Source organism: Halopseudomonas sp. (assembly GCF_036960865.1).
Classification (GTDB): Bacteria; Pseudomonadota; Gammaproteobacteria; order Pseudomonadales; family Pseudomonadaceae; genus Halopseudomonas.
Genome location: NZ_JBALWE010000006.1, coordinates 167,563 through 180,442, shown reverse-complemented (window position 1 = coordinate 180,442; position 12,880 = coordinate 167,563). Strand labels below are relative to the sequence as shown.

The following is a 12,880-nucleotide window of genomic DNA, read 5'->3' as shown; positions in this document are numbered from 1 at the left end:
TTACAACCTTATCAAGCCGGTGAAGCCCATGAAGGCGAGAGACATCAGGCCGGCGGTAATCATGCCGATGGCGGCGCCACGGAAAGGCGCGGGCACATCGGCGATGGCAATACGCTCACGCAGGCCGGCAAACAGAATCAGGATCAAAGAGAAGCCGATCGCCGCGCCCAGACCGTAGGTGGCGGACTTCATGAAGGTCTGTTCGGCGCGATTGGTATTCAGCAGAGCCACGCCCAGAACCGCGCAGTTGGTGGTGATCAGCGGCAGGAAAATACCCAGTACGCGGTACAGCAGGGGGCTGGTCTTGTGCACCACCATCTCGGTGAACTGCACCACCACGGCGATCACCAGGATGAAGGAGATGGTACGCAGAAACTCCAGATCTAGGGGAACCAGAATGTACTGGAAGGTCAGGTAACTGAGGATAGACGCCAGCGTCAGTACAAAGGTGGTGGCCGCCGACATGCCGATGGCGGTTTCCAGCTTGCCGGACACGCCCATGAACGGACAGAGCCCGAGAAACTGCACCAGTACAAAGTTGTTGACCAGAATGGTACTGACCAGAATAAGGGCAAATTCAGCCATGTTACCCAACCCCATATGTGAAATCGGCTTGCGATTCTGCTGACCGCTGCGGCCGACTCCGGCTAATCAGAGCGGCAACGGCCGCTCCCGGTTTTGTCGTTGTGTTCGGTTTTACTTGACCCGTTGGCCCGGCTTAGCGCCCTCATCTGGGCTCAACAGGAAAATATCTTCGCCGCCAGGTCCCGCCGCCAGCACCATACCTTCGGAAACACCAAACTTCATCTTGCGCGGTGCGAGGTTGGCCACGTAGAGCGTCAGCCGGCCTTCGAGCTTGCTCGGGTCCGGGTAGGCGCTCTTGATGCCGGAGAACACGTTGCGCTTAGCATCGCCGATGTCCAGCGACAGGCGCAGCAGCTTGTCTGCACCTTCAACGAATTCACACTTCTCGATCAGTGCGACGCGCAGATCGACCGCAGCGAAGGCGTCGAAGTTGATTTCTTCGGCCAGTGGCTCCTTTGTCAGCTCGCCGTTGCCAGTAGCCGCGGCGGGGGCTTCGCTGGCGGCGGCCAGATCTTCCCTGGATGCCTCGATCATGGCTTCGATCTTCGCGGGTTCAATTCGTGCCATCAGCGGTTTGAAGGCGTTCAGCTGGTGGTTGGCCAGCAGTGTCTGGTGGTCGTCCCAGCGCAGCGGCGCGACATTCAGAAAGGCCTCGGCGTCGGCGGCTAGGTTCGGCAGCACCGGCTTGAGGAAGATCACCAACTGACGGAAAAGGTTGATGCCCAGTGAGCAGATGGCCTGGACTTCGTCTTGCTTGCCTTCCTGCTTGTTCAGCGACCAGGGCGCCTTGTCGGCGATCCAGGCGTTGGCCTTGTCGGCCAGGCCCATGATTTCGCGCATGGCGCGGGAGAAGTCGCGCTTCTCGTAAGCATCGGCAATCAGTGGCGCACCGGCCGTGAAGGCGGCGGTCAGCTCGGGCGCCGGGTTGGCATCGACCATCACGCCGTCGTTGCCTTTGTGGATGAATCCGGCGCAGCGGCTGGCGATGTTCACTACCTTGCCAACCAGATCGGAGTTGACCTTCTGCACGAAGTCTTCCAGATTCAGGTCGAGGTCTTCCACGCCACGACCCAGCTTGGCTGCGTAGTAGTAGCGCAGGTATTCCGGCGACAGGTGGTCCAGATAGGTGCGTGCCTTAACGAAGGTGCCCCGCGACTTGGACATCTTCTGACCGTTGACCGTCAGGTAGCCATGCACGTTGACCGCGGTTGGCTTGCGGAAGCCCGCGCCTTCCAGCATGGCTGGCCAGAACAGCGTGTGGAAGTTGACGATATCCTTGCCGATAAAGTGATACAGCTCGGCCGTGGAGTCGGCATTCCAGAAGGCATCAAAGCTCAGTTCCGGGCGACGCGCGCAGAGATTCTTGAAACTGGCCATGTAGCCGATAGGTGCATCCAGCCAGACATAGAAATACTTGCCAGGCTCGCCCGGAATTTCAAAGCCGAAGTAGGGCGCATCACGGCTGATGTCCCATTCATGCAGGCCGCTGTCGAGCCATTCGGCGATCTTGTTGGCAACCGCCTCCTGTAGGGTGCCGCTGCGGGTCCACTGCTTGAGCATGTCGCTGAAGTCTTGCAGGCGGAAGAAGAAGTGCTTGGAGTCCTTGAGCACCGGCGTGGCGCCGGAAATGGCCGAGCGCGGGTCTTTCAGCTCGGTCGGCTCGTAGGTGGCGCCGCATTTTTCGCAGTTGTCGCCGTACTGATCTTCGGCCGCGCACTTGGGGCAGGTGCCCTTGATGAAGCGGTCGGCAAGGAACATTTCTTTCTCTGGATCAAAATACTGGGTCACCGAGCGGGTGCTGATATGGCCGGCGTCTTTCAGACGCTCGTAAATCAGGGATGACAGCTCGCGGTTCTCCTCCGAGTGGGTGGAGTGAAAGTTGTCAAAGTTCACCAGGAAGTCGGCAAAGTCCGTCGAATGTTCCAACTTGACGTTGTCGATCAGCTGCTCGGAGGTAATGCCCTCTTTTTCGGCGCGCAGCATGATGGCCGAGCCGTGGGCGTCATCGGCGCAGACGTAGATCGCCTGATGGCCACGCAGCTTCTGGAAGCGAACCCAGATGTCGGTCTGGATGTACTCAAGCATGTGCCCCAGATGAATCGAACCGTTGGCATAGGGCAGGGCACTGGTAACGAGGATCTGGCGAGATGGGGCGTTGCTGGACATGGGTTCTCGGCTTCTGTTGGGTAGACGGTAGAAAGCCGGTAATGATACCTGTTTGACTGGCGGGGGTCATCAGGCAAGGCGGGCTGGTCGGACTGCGTTTCCGAGCCTGCACTGTTTTTGTGCAACTGTATCTTGTCGCCTGATTTGCTGCGGCGTATAAGAAGCGCTCGCCCCGCAGGAAGCCAAGCCCGTGATACCGTCCCAGAGCACCGTTGCCCACTTGATGCCAAAAGCCACCCGCCGCGAATGGTGGGGTCTTGCCGTGCTGGTGCTGCCAACCCTGTTGCTGGCACTGGACATGACGCTGCTGCACCTGGCGGCGCCGCACCTGAGCGCCGACCTGCAACCTAGCAGCGCGCAACTGTTATGGATTCTCGATATCTACGGCTTCATGGTGGCGGGCTTTCTGATCACCATGGGCACGCTGGGAGATCGCATCGGTCGGCGTCGCGTGCTGTTGGCCGGGGCTTTTGCCTTTGGTGTGGCGTCGGTTGCTGCTGCATTCTCGACCTCCGCAGGCATGCTGATAATCACCCGTGGGCTGCTCGGTGTGGCAGGCGCCACGCTGATGCCTTCTACGTTATCGCTGATCCGCAATATGTTTCACGATGAGCGTGAGCGTACGCTGGCGATTACCGTGTGGATGACCGGCTTTATCGTTGGCAGCGCCATCGGCCCCTTGGTGGGCGGCGTGATGCTGGAGTTTTTCTGGTGGGGCTCGCTGTTTCTGCTGGGCGTGCCGGTTATGGCGCTGTTGTTGGTGGCGGGGCCCTTGCTGCTGCCGGAATGCCGTGAGGCAAAGGCCGGACGACTCGATATTGCCAGTGCATTACTGAGTATCGGCGCCTTGCTGCTGGTGATCTATGGCCTGAAGGACACGGCGCGCGATGGCTTCAACCTGCTGGCCAGCCTCGCCGTGCTGGGAGGGCTGGTGCTCGCGCGGGTGTTCGCGTTGCGTCAACAGCGCCTGGCCGACCCGATGCTGGACCTGGCGCTATTTCGGCGCCGCGCTTTCACTGTCTCGGTGGTGTCGATGCTGTTGGCCATTTTTGCGCTTTCCGGTGCCTGGCTGATGATTTTTCAGTATCTGCAAGGCGTGGCCGGGCTGAGCGCGCTCGAGGCGGGGTTGGTGATGCTGCCGGCGGCTGCCTTGCAGACTGCAGCGTCGCTGTTGGTACCACGCATTGCTTGCCGTCTTAAGCCTTCGGTATTGGTCAGTCTGGGCTTGGTATTGGCCGCAGTTGGCTTGCTCATGCTGCTGTGGGTACAGGGCAGCCAAGGCGTGGCGCTCCTGGTGATCGGCGCGGTGCTGCTGGGCGTTGGCATCATGCCGGTGATGATCTTGGGGACTGACCTGGTGGTGAGCTCGGTACCGCCCGAGCAGGCAGGCGCTGCGGCGGCGACCTCGGAGACCGCTACCGAGTTGGGCATGGCGCTGGGGATCGCGGTGATTGGCAGCATAGGAGCAGCCATTTACCGACAGCATGTCAGCGAGTCTCTGCCAGCCGGGCTCAGCCCGGCACAGGTGCAGGTGACCACTGACACGATCGGCGGGGCGCTGGGCGTCATTCAGCACCTTCCGCCAGCACTGGCGGACGGAGTGCTGGTGGCGGTGCAACAGGGTTTCACAGACGCGCTGCACGTCAATGCGCTGATCGGGGCATTGGTGATGGCGGGTGCCGTTGTGCTCACCGCCACCGGTCTGCGACAGGCTCGGCTGGACAGCTGATTGCGCCAGGGTTGCCGTCAGCGCGGAATATGGCTAGCTTTTGCGGTTGTCTTCCAATCATAAAAACGGTTTTTCATGACTGTCTCCAATACCCGCTACACCCTGTATGGCGCCTCGCACTCACTGTATACGGGCAAGGCGCGCTGTTATCTACGCAACCAGGGCATCGCTTATGTAGAGGTGCCGACCTCGCATCCGGACTTTGCCACACGCATTCTGCCGCAGATTGGGCGGGGGATTATTCCGGTTCTGGAAACCCCGGACGGTCGTGTAATCCAGGATACGGTCGATATCATCGACTTTTTCGAAGCGCAGGGTGTGCCTTATCCGGTTTACCCCACCACGCCGTTGCAACGCGTGGTCGCCGTGATCATCGAGTATTACGGCAGTCAGGCAATGCTTAAGCATGCCATGCATTACCGCTGGTCTTACCGTGACGAGCAGGAGGCCTTTCTGCGCCATGCCTTCGCTAGCGGCTCCGGTGAGGCCATGGCGGACAAGATCATGGGCCGCATGAACTCCTATTTGCCACGCTTGGGCGTGAGCGAGCAGAGCGCTGCGTTGATCGAGCAGTCCTTCGAGCAGCTACTTGAGGTGCTAGAGGCGCATTTTGGGATGGTGCCCTATTTACTGGGAGGCCGACCTTCGATCGCCGACTACGGCCTGATCGGGCCCATGTTTGCCCATTTGGGCCGTGATCCGGTGCCGCTGGGCATCATGCAGCGCCGTGCACCGCGGGTACATCGCTGGGTTGAACGCATGACGGCGCCCGGCCTGGATGTGGTTGAGTACGCCGATAGCCTTCCCGAGTTCTGGCCAGATGATGCCTTGCCGCCAACGCTGTTGCCGGTACTGCAGCACATTGCCCGGGATATCTTCCCCGAGCTTACCGACAAGCTGGCCTATATGGATCAGTGGGTCGCTGATGTGCAGCCGGCCGATGGCACCCCGGTGACGGAAAAACCCGCGTTGCGGCAGATTGGTATGGTTTCTACACAGTTCCGTGGTGCTGTGGTGGACGTCGGCGTAGAACCCTACCTCCTGTTTCTGCTGCAGCGCGCTGCCGAGGTGGTGAACGCCTTGCCGCCGGCGCAGGCAAACGCCTTGATGGCGACGCTGGATGAGTTCGGCCTGGCGGGTGCGGTGCCGCTGGGGCGGGATTACAGCGTGGCACGCGCAGGCAATATCGAGGTATGGCGGCGTAGCAGCTGAGCTGTCTCAGCGCTGCTCATGGGCAAGGGGTTCGGCCGTCGCTTCAATGGCTTGATGCGCCGCCAGGCGACGTTGATAGGCCGCGTCCAGGGTGTCGGCAAGCTGCTGCGCCTGCGGGTTGCGCCGTGATACCACGTATACCAGCGGCCACTCATCCAGCGTATCGCAGTGTGCGCCTTGCAGCGGATAGTCCTTCATGGCTTCCTGCATGGGGTGGCCATAGCTGATCAGGTAGTCGCCACGGCCGCGTTGCAGTAGTTCCAACGCGGCAGGATGGTTTGGCGCCACTATCGGCTGATGCGGGTTCTCCTGAAATAGCGTGTTCAACTGGTCGCGGTAGGTATAGCCGCGAATCAGCACCAGTTGTTTGTCGCGCAGCTGGTCTGCCCCGGTGATGGTCTGGCTACCCGCCAGCGAAAACGCACAGAGCCTGACACTGATGCCAAGGGGTTGCGAGGACAGGGTGAAGTCCTTCAGGGCCGGCACATTCGGTGAGCCTGGCCAGAAGTCGATATCGCCGCTTCTAAGGCTATGGTAGATGCGGTTGATTGGATAGTTTATCCAATTGATGCGGTAGCCACTGTCGGCGGCCAACTGATTGGTGAGTTCGATGATGCTACCGTGCGCCTGGCCGTTTTCGTCCATGTAGGCAATCGGGGGGAAGCTGATATAACCGGCGTTCAGGACAGGTGGTGCTTCCTCTGCATGGAGTGGCCCGGCCCACAGCACGAAGGCGGTCAGTGCAGCGAGTGCCGATGCGCGGCAGTGCTGTTCAAGCAGTTGATACATCATCATGTTGTTATTTTTTTAGGTGTAATTGGGGTGTCGCAAAACCAAGACTAGTCGGATTTTGTGAACTGGTCGAGGTTGGGTAAATTGTTCTGCCCCTGACCAGGGCGATTGCTACAGACGCTGAGGGCCCTTTGTCTATTTACTTGCCGGCAATCATTGCAAACGCGCACTTCGCCCCCATCAAGGCGTAGACAAGAATGCGCCTTGCCAATAGGTACCCTCTACCAAATCGGAACAGGAGCGCGGTACTGTCACTATTCCTGTCTCGTTCAGGAATACTATTTATGATTGCCTACCTCATTCTGGTTCATCGTTATCCAGAACAGTTCAAGCGCCTGTTCAAGGCTATTTATCACCCGCTGAATCATTATCTCGTTCATATTGACAAGAATTCGGGCGCCGCGCTGGCAGACGATATTCAAGAGTTTCTGAGCGAGTATCCCAATGCCCGTATGTTGAAACCGCAAAAGGCGCTCTGGGGCGGCTACAGCCTGGTCAATATCGAGCTGCGTGGTATGGCGCAACTCTTGGAGGAAAATAGTGCCTGGACTCACTTCATCAACCTCAGTGGCCAGGATTTCCCACTGAAAACTCAGGAGTTCATTCGGCAGTTTCTGGGCAAACACCCTGAGCGTGAATATATCCTCGCGGCCAATCAGCGGGATATTCGCCCCGATACCATGCACCGCGTGCTGGATATCTGCTTCGAGTTTGGCAGCCGCATATTTCGGCCCAAGCTGTCGCGCAAGTTTCTTGAGGGTGTAACGCCGCACATAGGTACCCAGTGGATGATCGTAAGCCGGCGTTTTTGTGAGTTCGTTTGCACCGCGAAGGCGGCCAGGCGCTACAAGCGTTTTTATAGAAACAGCTTTATCGCCGACGAAGGCTTTTTTCAGACGGTGATGATGAACAACGATTGTCACGGCCAGATCGTGCAGGATGACCTTCGGCTGATTGACTGGATTCCTGATGGTGATATCAAGTTACGGCCGCGCACCTTTACCTCAGCCGACACCAAGCACCTTATCGCCAGTCATCACCTGTTTGCTCGCAAGTTCGACGCGACCGAGGATGACGTGGTGTTGCGCGACATCGAGCGGCATCTGCAGGCGGTGCCAGCCGTTTTCCGCCAACCGCAAGCTCAGCCAGCAGTGCTTTGCTGATCTAGCAGTACCCTATGGCGGCTGACGTTGGTTGCTACCGGGTGCCTCGAGCAGTTGCTTGAGCCGCTTGAGGTCGGCCTCTATGGCTTGCCTGTCTGCAGCGAACTCTGCGTCAGTCATCTCTGGCTGGCGCAGCAGGGTGAAAATGAACTCGCTGCCATCGCCATTGGCGACGACCCGCATGGGGTTATGGAAAATCTGCCCCGATTCAAGCTCCACAGCATGGTCCAGCACGCCAAAGGTATTTCGCGCAGCGAAGCTGATGCGGACTCGCCCGAACGGCGCCTGGGCGATCCAGTCTTCACCGTCCTGCAAGATTTCCGAGCTGGCCAGGCCGGCCGCCCAGCGCGGCAGGTTCCGCGGATCGGCGGCATACGCGTAGACCTGCTCCGGCGGACAGGCAATGGCGATGCTGAGGTGGCTGCAGGGCAGCAAGGCGCCGGGCATAGGGTTACTTGACTGCGTCCAGAATCGGGCTCAGGTACGGCTTGTGTTTGTCTATATCGGCACGGCTGAGGCCGTTCATTTCATACGGGAAGACCAGCCAGTCCTCGGTCGTGTGCAGGCAGAAGTTCGGTTCCAACTGAGTCTGGCCTGCACCCAATCGCTTGTAGAGCGTTGCCAGGCGTGTGTCGGTGGGCATGTTGCGCTTGAGTTGCTGCTGCAGCTTGTTGAGTACCGCCTGCATGCTGTGACCGGTGCCAAAGGCGTCGTCCACGATCAGCAGCCGGTCGTCCTGGTTGATGTTGTCCAGCAGGTAATGGGTGCCATGCACGCGAATCTCGGCGTCGGGGGAGGCGATCATGGCGTCGTAGTGATCCATGCCGCGGTAGGAAGTGCGCAGCGCGATATGGTCGGTCTTGACCCCCAGCGTCTGCAGGCATTCCTGCACGTAGATACCCACGGCACTGCCGCCCCGCCACAGGCCCACAATGAAGTTGGGGCGGAAGCCGCTTTCGAAAACCTGCACGCCGAGGCGAAAGGCATCTTCGATGAGTTGGTTTTCGTCAAGAAAGCGGCGATTACGGGCAGGTGTTTGCATGCTGCTGGGCTGGGTCATGGCTTGCCAGAGGGCTCCGTCTGGTGGGACTATGTCGCGAATTCACAAACGCTAACGGTCTTATGGCTGATAAACAATACCTTAGTGCACAAAGCCTGCTGGAAGACGCCTTTCATCTGGGTGCGCAGATACTGAATTCCGGGTTTCGCCCGACCTTCATCATTGCCGTGTGGCGCGGCGGCGTGCCCATGGGTATTGCCGTGCAGGAGTTCCTTGATTACCACGGTGTGCATACCGACAACATCGCCATACGCACCTCGTCTTATCACGGTATTGATCAGCAAAGCAGAGAGGTACGCGTGCACGGCTTGAATTACCTGGTCAAGCACGTTACCCATGAAGACTCGCTGCTCATCGTCGACGATGTGTTCGACACCGGCCGCTCGGTCGAGGCGATTATTCAGGAGCTGAAAAACAAGGCGCGTTTGAATACCCCGCACGACATCCGCGTGGCGGTGCCTTACTACAAGCCCAGCCGTAATGAAGTGGACTGGGAGCCGCATTACTTCCTGCACAGCACCGACGCTTGGCTCAAGTACCCGCATTCGCTTGAAGGGTTGACGGTAGAAGAGATCGCCGCCAACCGGCCGGCCTTGTACGAGATTCTCAAGCCGCATCTGGGCTGAATGGCAGTCCGGAACACTTTGCGCCAGACGCGCTGATTTGGTCGTTAGGCCTGCGCGCGAGAGCGTCTTGATCAGTCTTTTTATCCTGTGCAGAACCCCGTCGCGGCGAGCCAGCCCCGGCGTTGCAGCCATCGCCCGGGCGCCTCTTGCCTAAGGGCGCCCGCGAAACGGCAGCAGTTAAATCCTGAACTGCCTGACCAGCGCGCCCAGGCGCTCGCCCACGCCGGATAGGCTGCGCGCTGTCTCTGCGCCGTGGCGGGTTTCTTCTGCCACGCTTTCCACTGCCATGGCGATCTGGTGCACGCTGCGGTTGATTTCCTCGGCGACGGCGGTCTGTTCTTCTGCCGCGCTGGCAATCTGCGCGTTCATCGAATTAATGGTGCCGATCAGGTTTGCGATGGCGTCCAGCGAGGTGCCAGCCTTGTTGGCGTGTTCGCTGGTCAGCTCGCCGGTATCACTGGAATGGCGCATGGACTTGACCGCCGTCTCGGTGCCCTGCAGCAGCCGGTCGGTCATGCTTTGAATCTCTTCGGTACTGGTCTGGGTGCGGCTGGCCAGCGCGCGAACCTCATCTGCTACTACGGCAAAACCACGCCCTGCCTCGCCTGCGCGGGCTGCCTCAATGGCAGCGTTCAGCGCCAGAAGATTGGTCTGGTCGGCGATCGAGCGAATGACGCCCAACACGCCTACGATGGATTGTACGTCGTCATTCAGCTTGTCCAGAGAGCCGCCGCTGGCGCGCAGCTCGGTTACCAGAGAATGGATCTGCCTGATGCTGCCATCGACTACCCGCTTGGCGTCTTGTCCCTCACGGTCGGTTTGCTGCGCCGCCTCGGAGGCTCCCTGGGCGCTACGGGCAACTTCGTGCGCCGCCGATGACATCTCGTTGATTGCGGCTGCTACCTGATCAGTCTCATGCCGTTGCTGCGACATGGCTTGCTCCGAACGTTGTGCCTGTGCACTGACCTCGGCCACCAGCTGAGTCAACTGCCCCGTCATATCGACTGTCTGGCGCACCAGAACATGTACCTTGTCCACGAAGCGGTTGAAGGCACTGGCCAGATCGCCCAGCTCGTCATTGCTGCTGACCGGCAAACGGCGCGTCAGATCGCCATCACCTTCGGCGATGTCGTCGAGGTTTTGCTTGAGCCGCTGTAGTGGGCGCAGCAGAGTGTTTGCGAGCGTTACGCCGATCACGCCAAAGACAATCAGCATGACCAAGGCCACCAGCAGGATGCTGGTCACGATATTGCGGATACGCTCTTCGATGGCGGCTTCCACGGCGGCCACCTGCGTTTCGATATTGTTCAGGTTAATCGCCGTTCCAAGCGCCATGTCCCATTTGGGCAGGTAGTAGCTGTAGGCCAGTTTAGGCACGGAAACCGATTCGTTGCCTGGCAGAGGCGAAGCGTAGTTGACGTAGTAGGTGTTGTTCTTGGCTACCCGCACCAGTTCGCGGTTGATGTAAACGCCGTTGGGATCTTGGCGCTCGCTCAGGTTGGTACCCACGTCGGTGGAGCTGGTACCGCGGAAGAGCCGTACCACGTTGGAATCATGGGCAAAGAAGTAGCCGTCTTCACCGTACTTGATCTGCGACAGGATGCGAATGGCTTCGGCGCGGCTGGCCATGTCGCCTTCAGCTGATTGGGCGTAAAGCGTCTGGATCGATCCCAGGGCAATTTGAATATAGCTTTGCAGCTCATCGCGGCTTTCTTGCAGCAGGCGTTCGCGAGTCTGCTCAATCTCCACTTCGGCCAGGCCGTGAAGGATCTTTACTGCAGCACCGCTGATGACCAAGGCAAACAGCACCGTGGGGATAACAGCCAAGAGAACTACTTTGGTTTTCAGTGTGAGGCGCATGGCCGTCTCCTTAAAATGCTTGGGCGGCGCATGCCGTTACCTGCGCTCTGTGCAATATCGGCTGCGCGCTAGGTAACTGTAGGCGGCGCTAACAAAAAAAGGCGATCCAGACGGGCGCAATGGCGTCGATGGCACGTCGTCTCCAGCGCACTGTCTACAATTGCTTACATTCTGTAACTTAAAATGCTGGGCTCAGGCAAAAGGTACGACGGGGAGTGTCGATAACCTGCCTAGTTGCCTTGGTTCTGCATAAGCAGCAGCGCCATTCGTCTGGTATTTTTTTTGTACAAGGTAATTTGTTTTGTACAAGTATTGTGCTTGTCTGGATTGCCGTTATCATGGCTACCCGCCATTACTTGGAGCGACGAATTCCCATGTTTAACTCAAAGCTGAAAAAGCTGTACACCTCGCAAGGCCTCGATCTGGCGGATAAGCAGCAGCAGTTGCAGGCGTTGAGGGAACATGTGGCGTTTATCGAATTCACGCCCGAGGGAGAGATCGTCGATGCCAACCCATTGTTTCTAGCGCTGATGGGCTACTCGCTGGCGCGCATTGCCGGCCAGCACCATCGCCTGTTCTGCTCTGCCAACGATGCGGCTGCGCCAGCCTACCAGCGTTTCTGGGCGGAGCTGGCGCAAGGCAAGGCCCACACTGGTGTATTCAGGCGCATACGGGCTGATGGCGAGGGCGTTTGGCTGGAAGCGACCTATTTTCCGGTGCGCAATGAGCAAGGCAAGGTGACCAAAATCTTCAAGATTGCCTATGACGTGACCGCGGAAAGAAGTGAGCTGATGGGCAGGGAGGCGCTGTTCGCGGCTCTGGACAAGTCGCTGGCGGTCATCGAGTTCAGCCCCTCAGGCGATATTCTGGGTGCGAATCGCAACTTCCTCAGTGTTATCGGCTATTCGCAGGACCAATTGCGCGGCAAGCATCACCGGCTTTTCTGTACCGATACCTTCTACAAGGAACACCCGCATTTCTGGGCCGAGCTGGCGAAAGGCGAGTTCAAGTCGGGGCAGTTTGAACGGATCAACAGTCATGGCCAGACCGTCTGGCTTGAGGCGACCTATAACCCGGTATTCGATGAAGCCGGCAAGGTGGTTAAGGTGGTCAAATTTGCCAGCGACATCACTGCCCGCATCGAGCAGGGTCTGGCCATCCGTCAGGCCGCTGAGGTGGCCAGCAGCACCTCGGAAGAAACCGCACTGATCGCCCAGCAGGGCATGAGTTCACTGAAGTCTGCGGTGGATACCTCGGCGCGCATTGCGGCGCAGGTAGCCGACGCGACCAGTCTGATCGGTCAGTTGAATGCGCAGTCGAAAAATATCGAAGAGATTGTTGCGACCATTTCGGCGATTGCCGATCAAACCAATCTGCTGGCGCTCAATGCGGCTATTGAGGCGGCGCGGGCTGGCGAGCAGGGCCGCGGGTTCGCCGTGGTGGCCGATGAGGTGCGCAGCCTGGCGGCGCGCACCAGCAAGTCGACGTCGGAAATTGCTGCGGTGGTACAGAAAAACCGTGAACTGACGCAGAAGGTGACCGAGACGGTGCACTCGGTCAGCGTGACCGCCGAGGAGGGGAGTGAGCGCACCCAGCAGGTGTCGTCGATTATGGATGAGATTTATCAGGGCGCTGAAAACGTGTGCCGCACGGCCTCTGGCTTGCTTAACGCCAACTGAGGTTGCGG

The 12,880-nt window shown here is 59.0% G+C and carries 11 protein-coding genes; 5 read left to right on the top strand and 6 right to left on the bottom strand.

The annotated features are described in order from the left end of the window. The gene (rsxA, locus tag V7747_RS10425) at nucleotides 1–585 is read right to left on the bottom strand and encodes an electron transport complex subunit RsxA (protein WP_335615972.1); all 585 of its coding nucleotides are present in this window, start codon (nucleotides 583–585) and stop codon (nucleotides 1–3) included. 111 nt (nucleotides 586–696) lie between these two features. Further along, nucleotides 697–2,751 (bottom strand): methionine--tRNA ligase, encoded by a 2,055-nt coding sequence (gene metG / locus V7747_RS10420; RefSeq protein WP_335615971.1) that lies wholly within the window; start codon nucleotides 2,749–2,751, stop codon nucleotides 697–699. Between the two features lie 223 nt (nucleotides 2,752–2,974). Here metG and V7747_RS10415 point away from each other — a divergent pair, with 223 nt between their 5' ends. Together V7747_RS10415 and V7747_RS10410 are read left to right on the top strand one after the other, a co-directional pair. Next, nucleotides 2,975–4,480 (top strand): MFS transporter, encoded by a 1,506-nt coding sequence (locus V7747_RS10415; protein ID WP_442909236.1) that lies wholly within the window; start codon nucleotides 2,975–2,977, stop codon nucleotides 4,478–4,480. Nucleotides 4,481–4,555: 75 nt separating this feature from the next. After that, nucleotides 4,556–5,692, top strand: a complete 1,137-nt coding sequence (locus tag V7747_RS10410) for a glutathione S-transferase family protein (protein WP_335615969.1) — start codon at nucleotides 4,556–4,558, stop codon at nucleotides 5,690–5,692. 6 nt (nucleotides 5,693–5,698) lie between these two features. Here the strand turns inward: V7747_RS10410 and V7747_RS10405 are convergent, their stop codons facing one another. Continuing rightward, the gene (locus tag V7747_RS10405; RefSeq protein ID WP_335615968.1) at nucleotides 5,699–6,487 is read right to left on the bottom strand and encodes a substrate-binding periplasmic protein; all 789 of its coding nucleotides are present in this window, start codon (nucleotides 6,485–6,487) and stop codon (nucleotides 5,699–5,701) included. A gap of 281 nt (nucleotides 6,488–6,768) precedes the next feature. Here V7747_RS10405 and V7747_RS10400 point away from each other — a divergent pair, with 281 nt between their 5' ends. Next, the gene (locus tag V7747_RS10400) at nucleotides 6,769–7,647 is read left to right on the top strand and encodes a beta-1,6-N-acetylglucosaminyltransferase (protein ID WP_092283193.1); all 879 of its coding nucleotides are present in this window, start codon (nucleotides 6,769–6,771) and stop codon (nucleotides 7,645–7,647) included. A gap of 12 nt (nucleotides 7,648–7,659) precedes the next feature. On the opposite strand, the gene V7747_RS10395 is transcribed toward V7747_RS10400, so the two are convergent. Both V7747_RS10395 and V7747_RS10390 read right to left on the bottom strand, forming a co-directional pair. Next, nucleotides 7,660–8,094: an SRPBCC family protein gene (locus tag V7747_RS10395; protein ID WP_335615967.1), complete on the bottom strand. Its 435-nt coding sequence runs from the start codon at nucleotides 8,092–8,094 to the stop codon at nucleotides 7,660–7,662. 4 nt (nucleotides 8,095–8,098) lie between these two features. Then, entirely contained in the window at nucleotides 8,099–8,707 is a 609-nt protein-coding gene (locus tag V7747_RS10390) for a phosphoribosyltransferase (protein ID WP_335615966.1), read from the bottom strand. 62 nt (nucleotides 8,708–8,769) lie between these two features. On the opposite strand from V7747_RS10390, the gene V7747_RS10385 reads away from it, so the two are divergent. Continuing rightward, entirely contained in the window at nucleotides 8,770–9,333 is a 564-nt protein-coding gene (locus V7747_RS10385) for a phosphoribosyltransferase (protein WP_335615965.1), read from the top strand. A gap of 177 nt (nucleotides 9,334–9,510) precedes the next feature. On the opposite strand, the gene V7747_RS10380 is transcribed toward V7747_RS10385, so the two are convergent. Beyond that, complete coding sequence (locus tag V7747_RS10380; RefSeq protein WP_335615964.1) at nucleotides 9,511–11,193, bottom strand: methyl-accepting chemotaxis protein; 1,683 nt, start codon at nucleotides 11,191–11,193, stop codon at nucleotides 9,511–9,513. 374 nt (nucleotides 11,194–11,567) lie between these two features. Between V7747_RS10380 and V7747_RS10375 the strand changes: the two genes are divergently transcribed. After that, nucleotides 11,568–12,872, top strand: coding sequence for a methyl-accepting chemotaxis protein (locus V7747_RS10375; RefSeq protein WP_335615963.1), 1,305 nt, complete (start codon nucleotides 11,568–11,570; stop codon nucleotides 12,870–12,872). Nucleotides 12,873–12,880: the final 8 nt, after the last annotated feature.

Coding starts and splice junctions, on each gene's coding strand:
- metG (WP_335615971.1), bottom strand. CDS start 2,751: ATGTCCAGCAACGCCCCATCTCGCCAGATCCTCGTTACCAGTGCCCTG.
- V7747_RS10410 (WP_335615969.1), top strand. CDS start 4,556: ATGACTGTCTCCAATACCCGCTACACCCTGTATGGCGCCTCGCACTCA.
- V7747_RS10390 (WP_335615966.1), bottom strand. CDS start 8,707: ATGACCCAGCCCAGCAGCATGCAAACACCTGCCCGTAATCGCCGCTTT.
- V7747_RS10405 (WP_335615968.1), bottom strand. CDS start 6,487: ATGATGATGTATCAACTGCTTGAACAGCACTGCCGCGCATCGGCACTC.
- V7747_RS10385 (WP_335615965.1), top strand. CDS start 8,770: ATGGCTGATAAACAATACCTTAGTGCACAAAGCCTGCTGGAAGACGCC.
- V7747_RS10380 (WP_335615964.1), bottom strand. CDS start 11,193: ATGCGCCTCACACTGAAAACCAAAGTAGTTCTCTTGGCTGTTATCCCC.
- V7747_RS10375 (WP_335615963.1), top strand. CDS start 11,568: ATGTTTAACTCAAAGCTGAAAAAGCTGTACACCTCGCAAGGCCTCGAT.
- rsxA (WP_335615972.1), bottom strand. CDS start 585: ATGGCTGAATTTGCCCTTATTCTGGTCAGTACCATTCTGGTCAACAAC.
- V7747_RS10400 (WP_092283193.1), top strand. CDS start 6,769: ATGATTGCCTACCTCATTCTGGTTCATCGTTATCCAGAACAGTTCAAG.
- V7747_RS10395 (WP_335615967.1), bottom strand. CDS start 8,094: ATGCCCGGCGCCTTGCTGCCCTGCAGCCACCTCAGCATCGCCATTGCC.
- V7747_RS10415 (WP_442909236.1), top strand. CDS start 2,975: ATGCCAAAAGCCACCCGCCGCGAATGGTGGGGTCTTGCCGTGCTGGTG.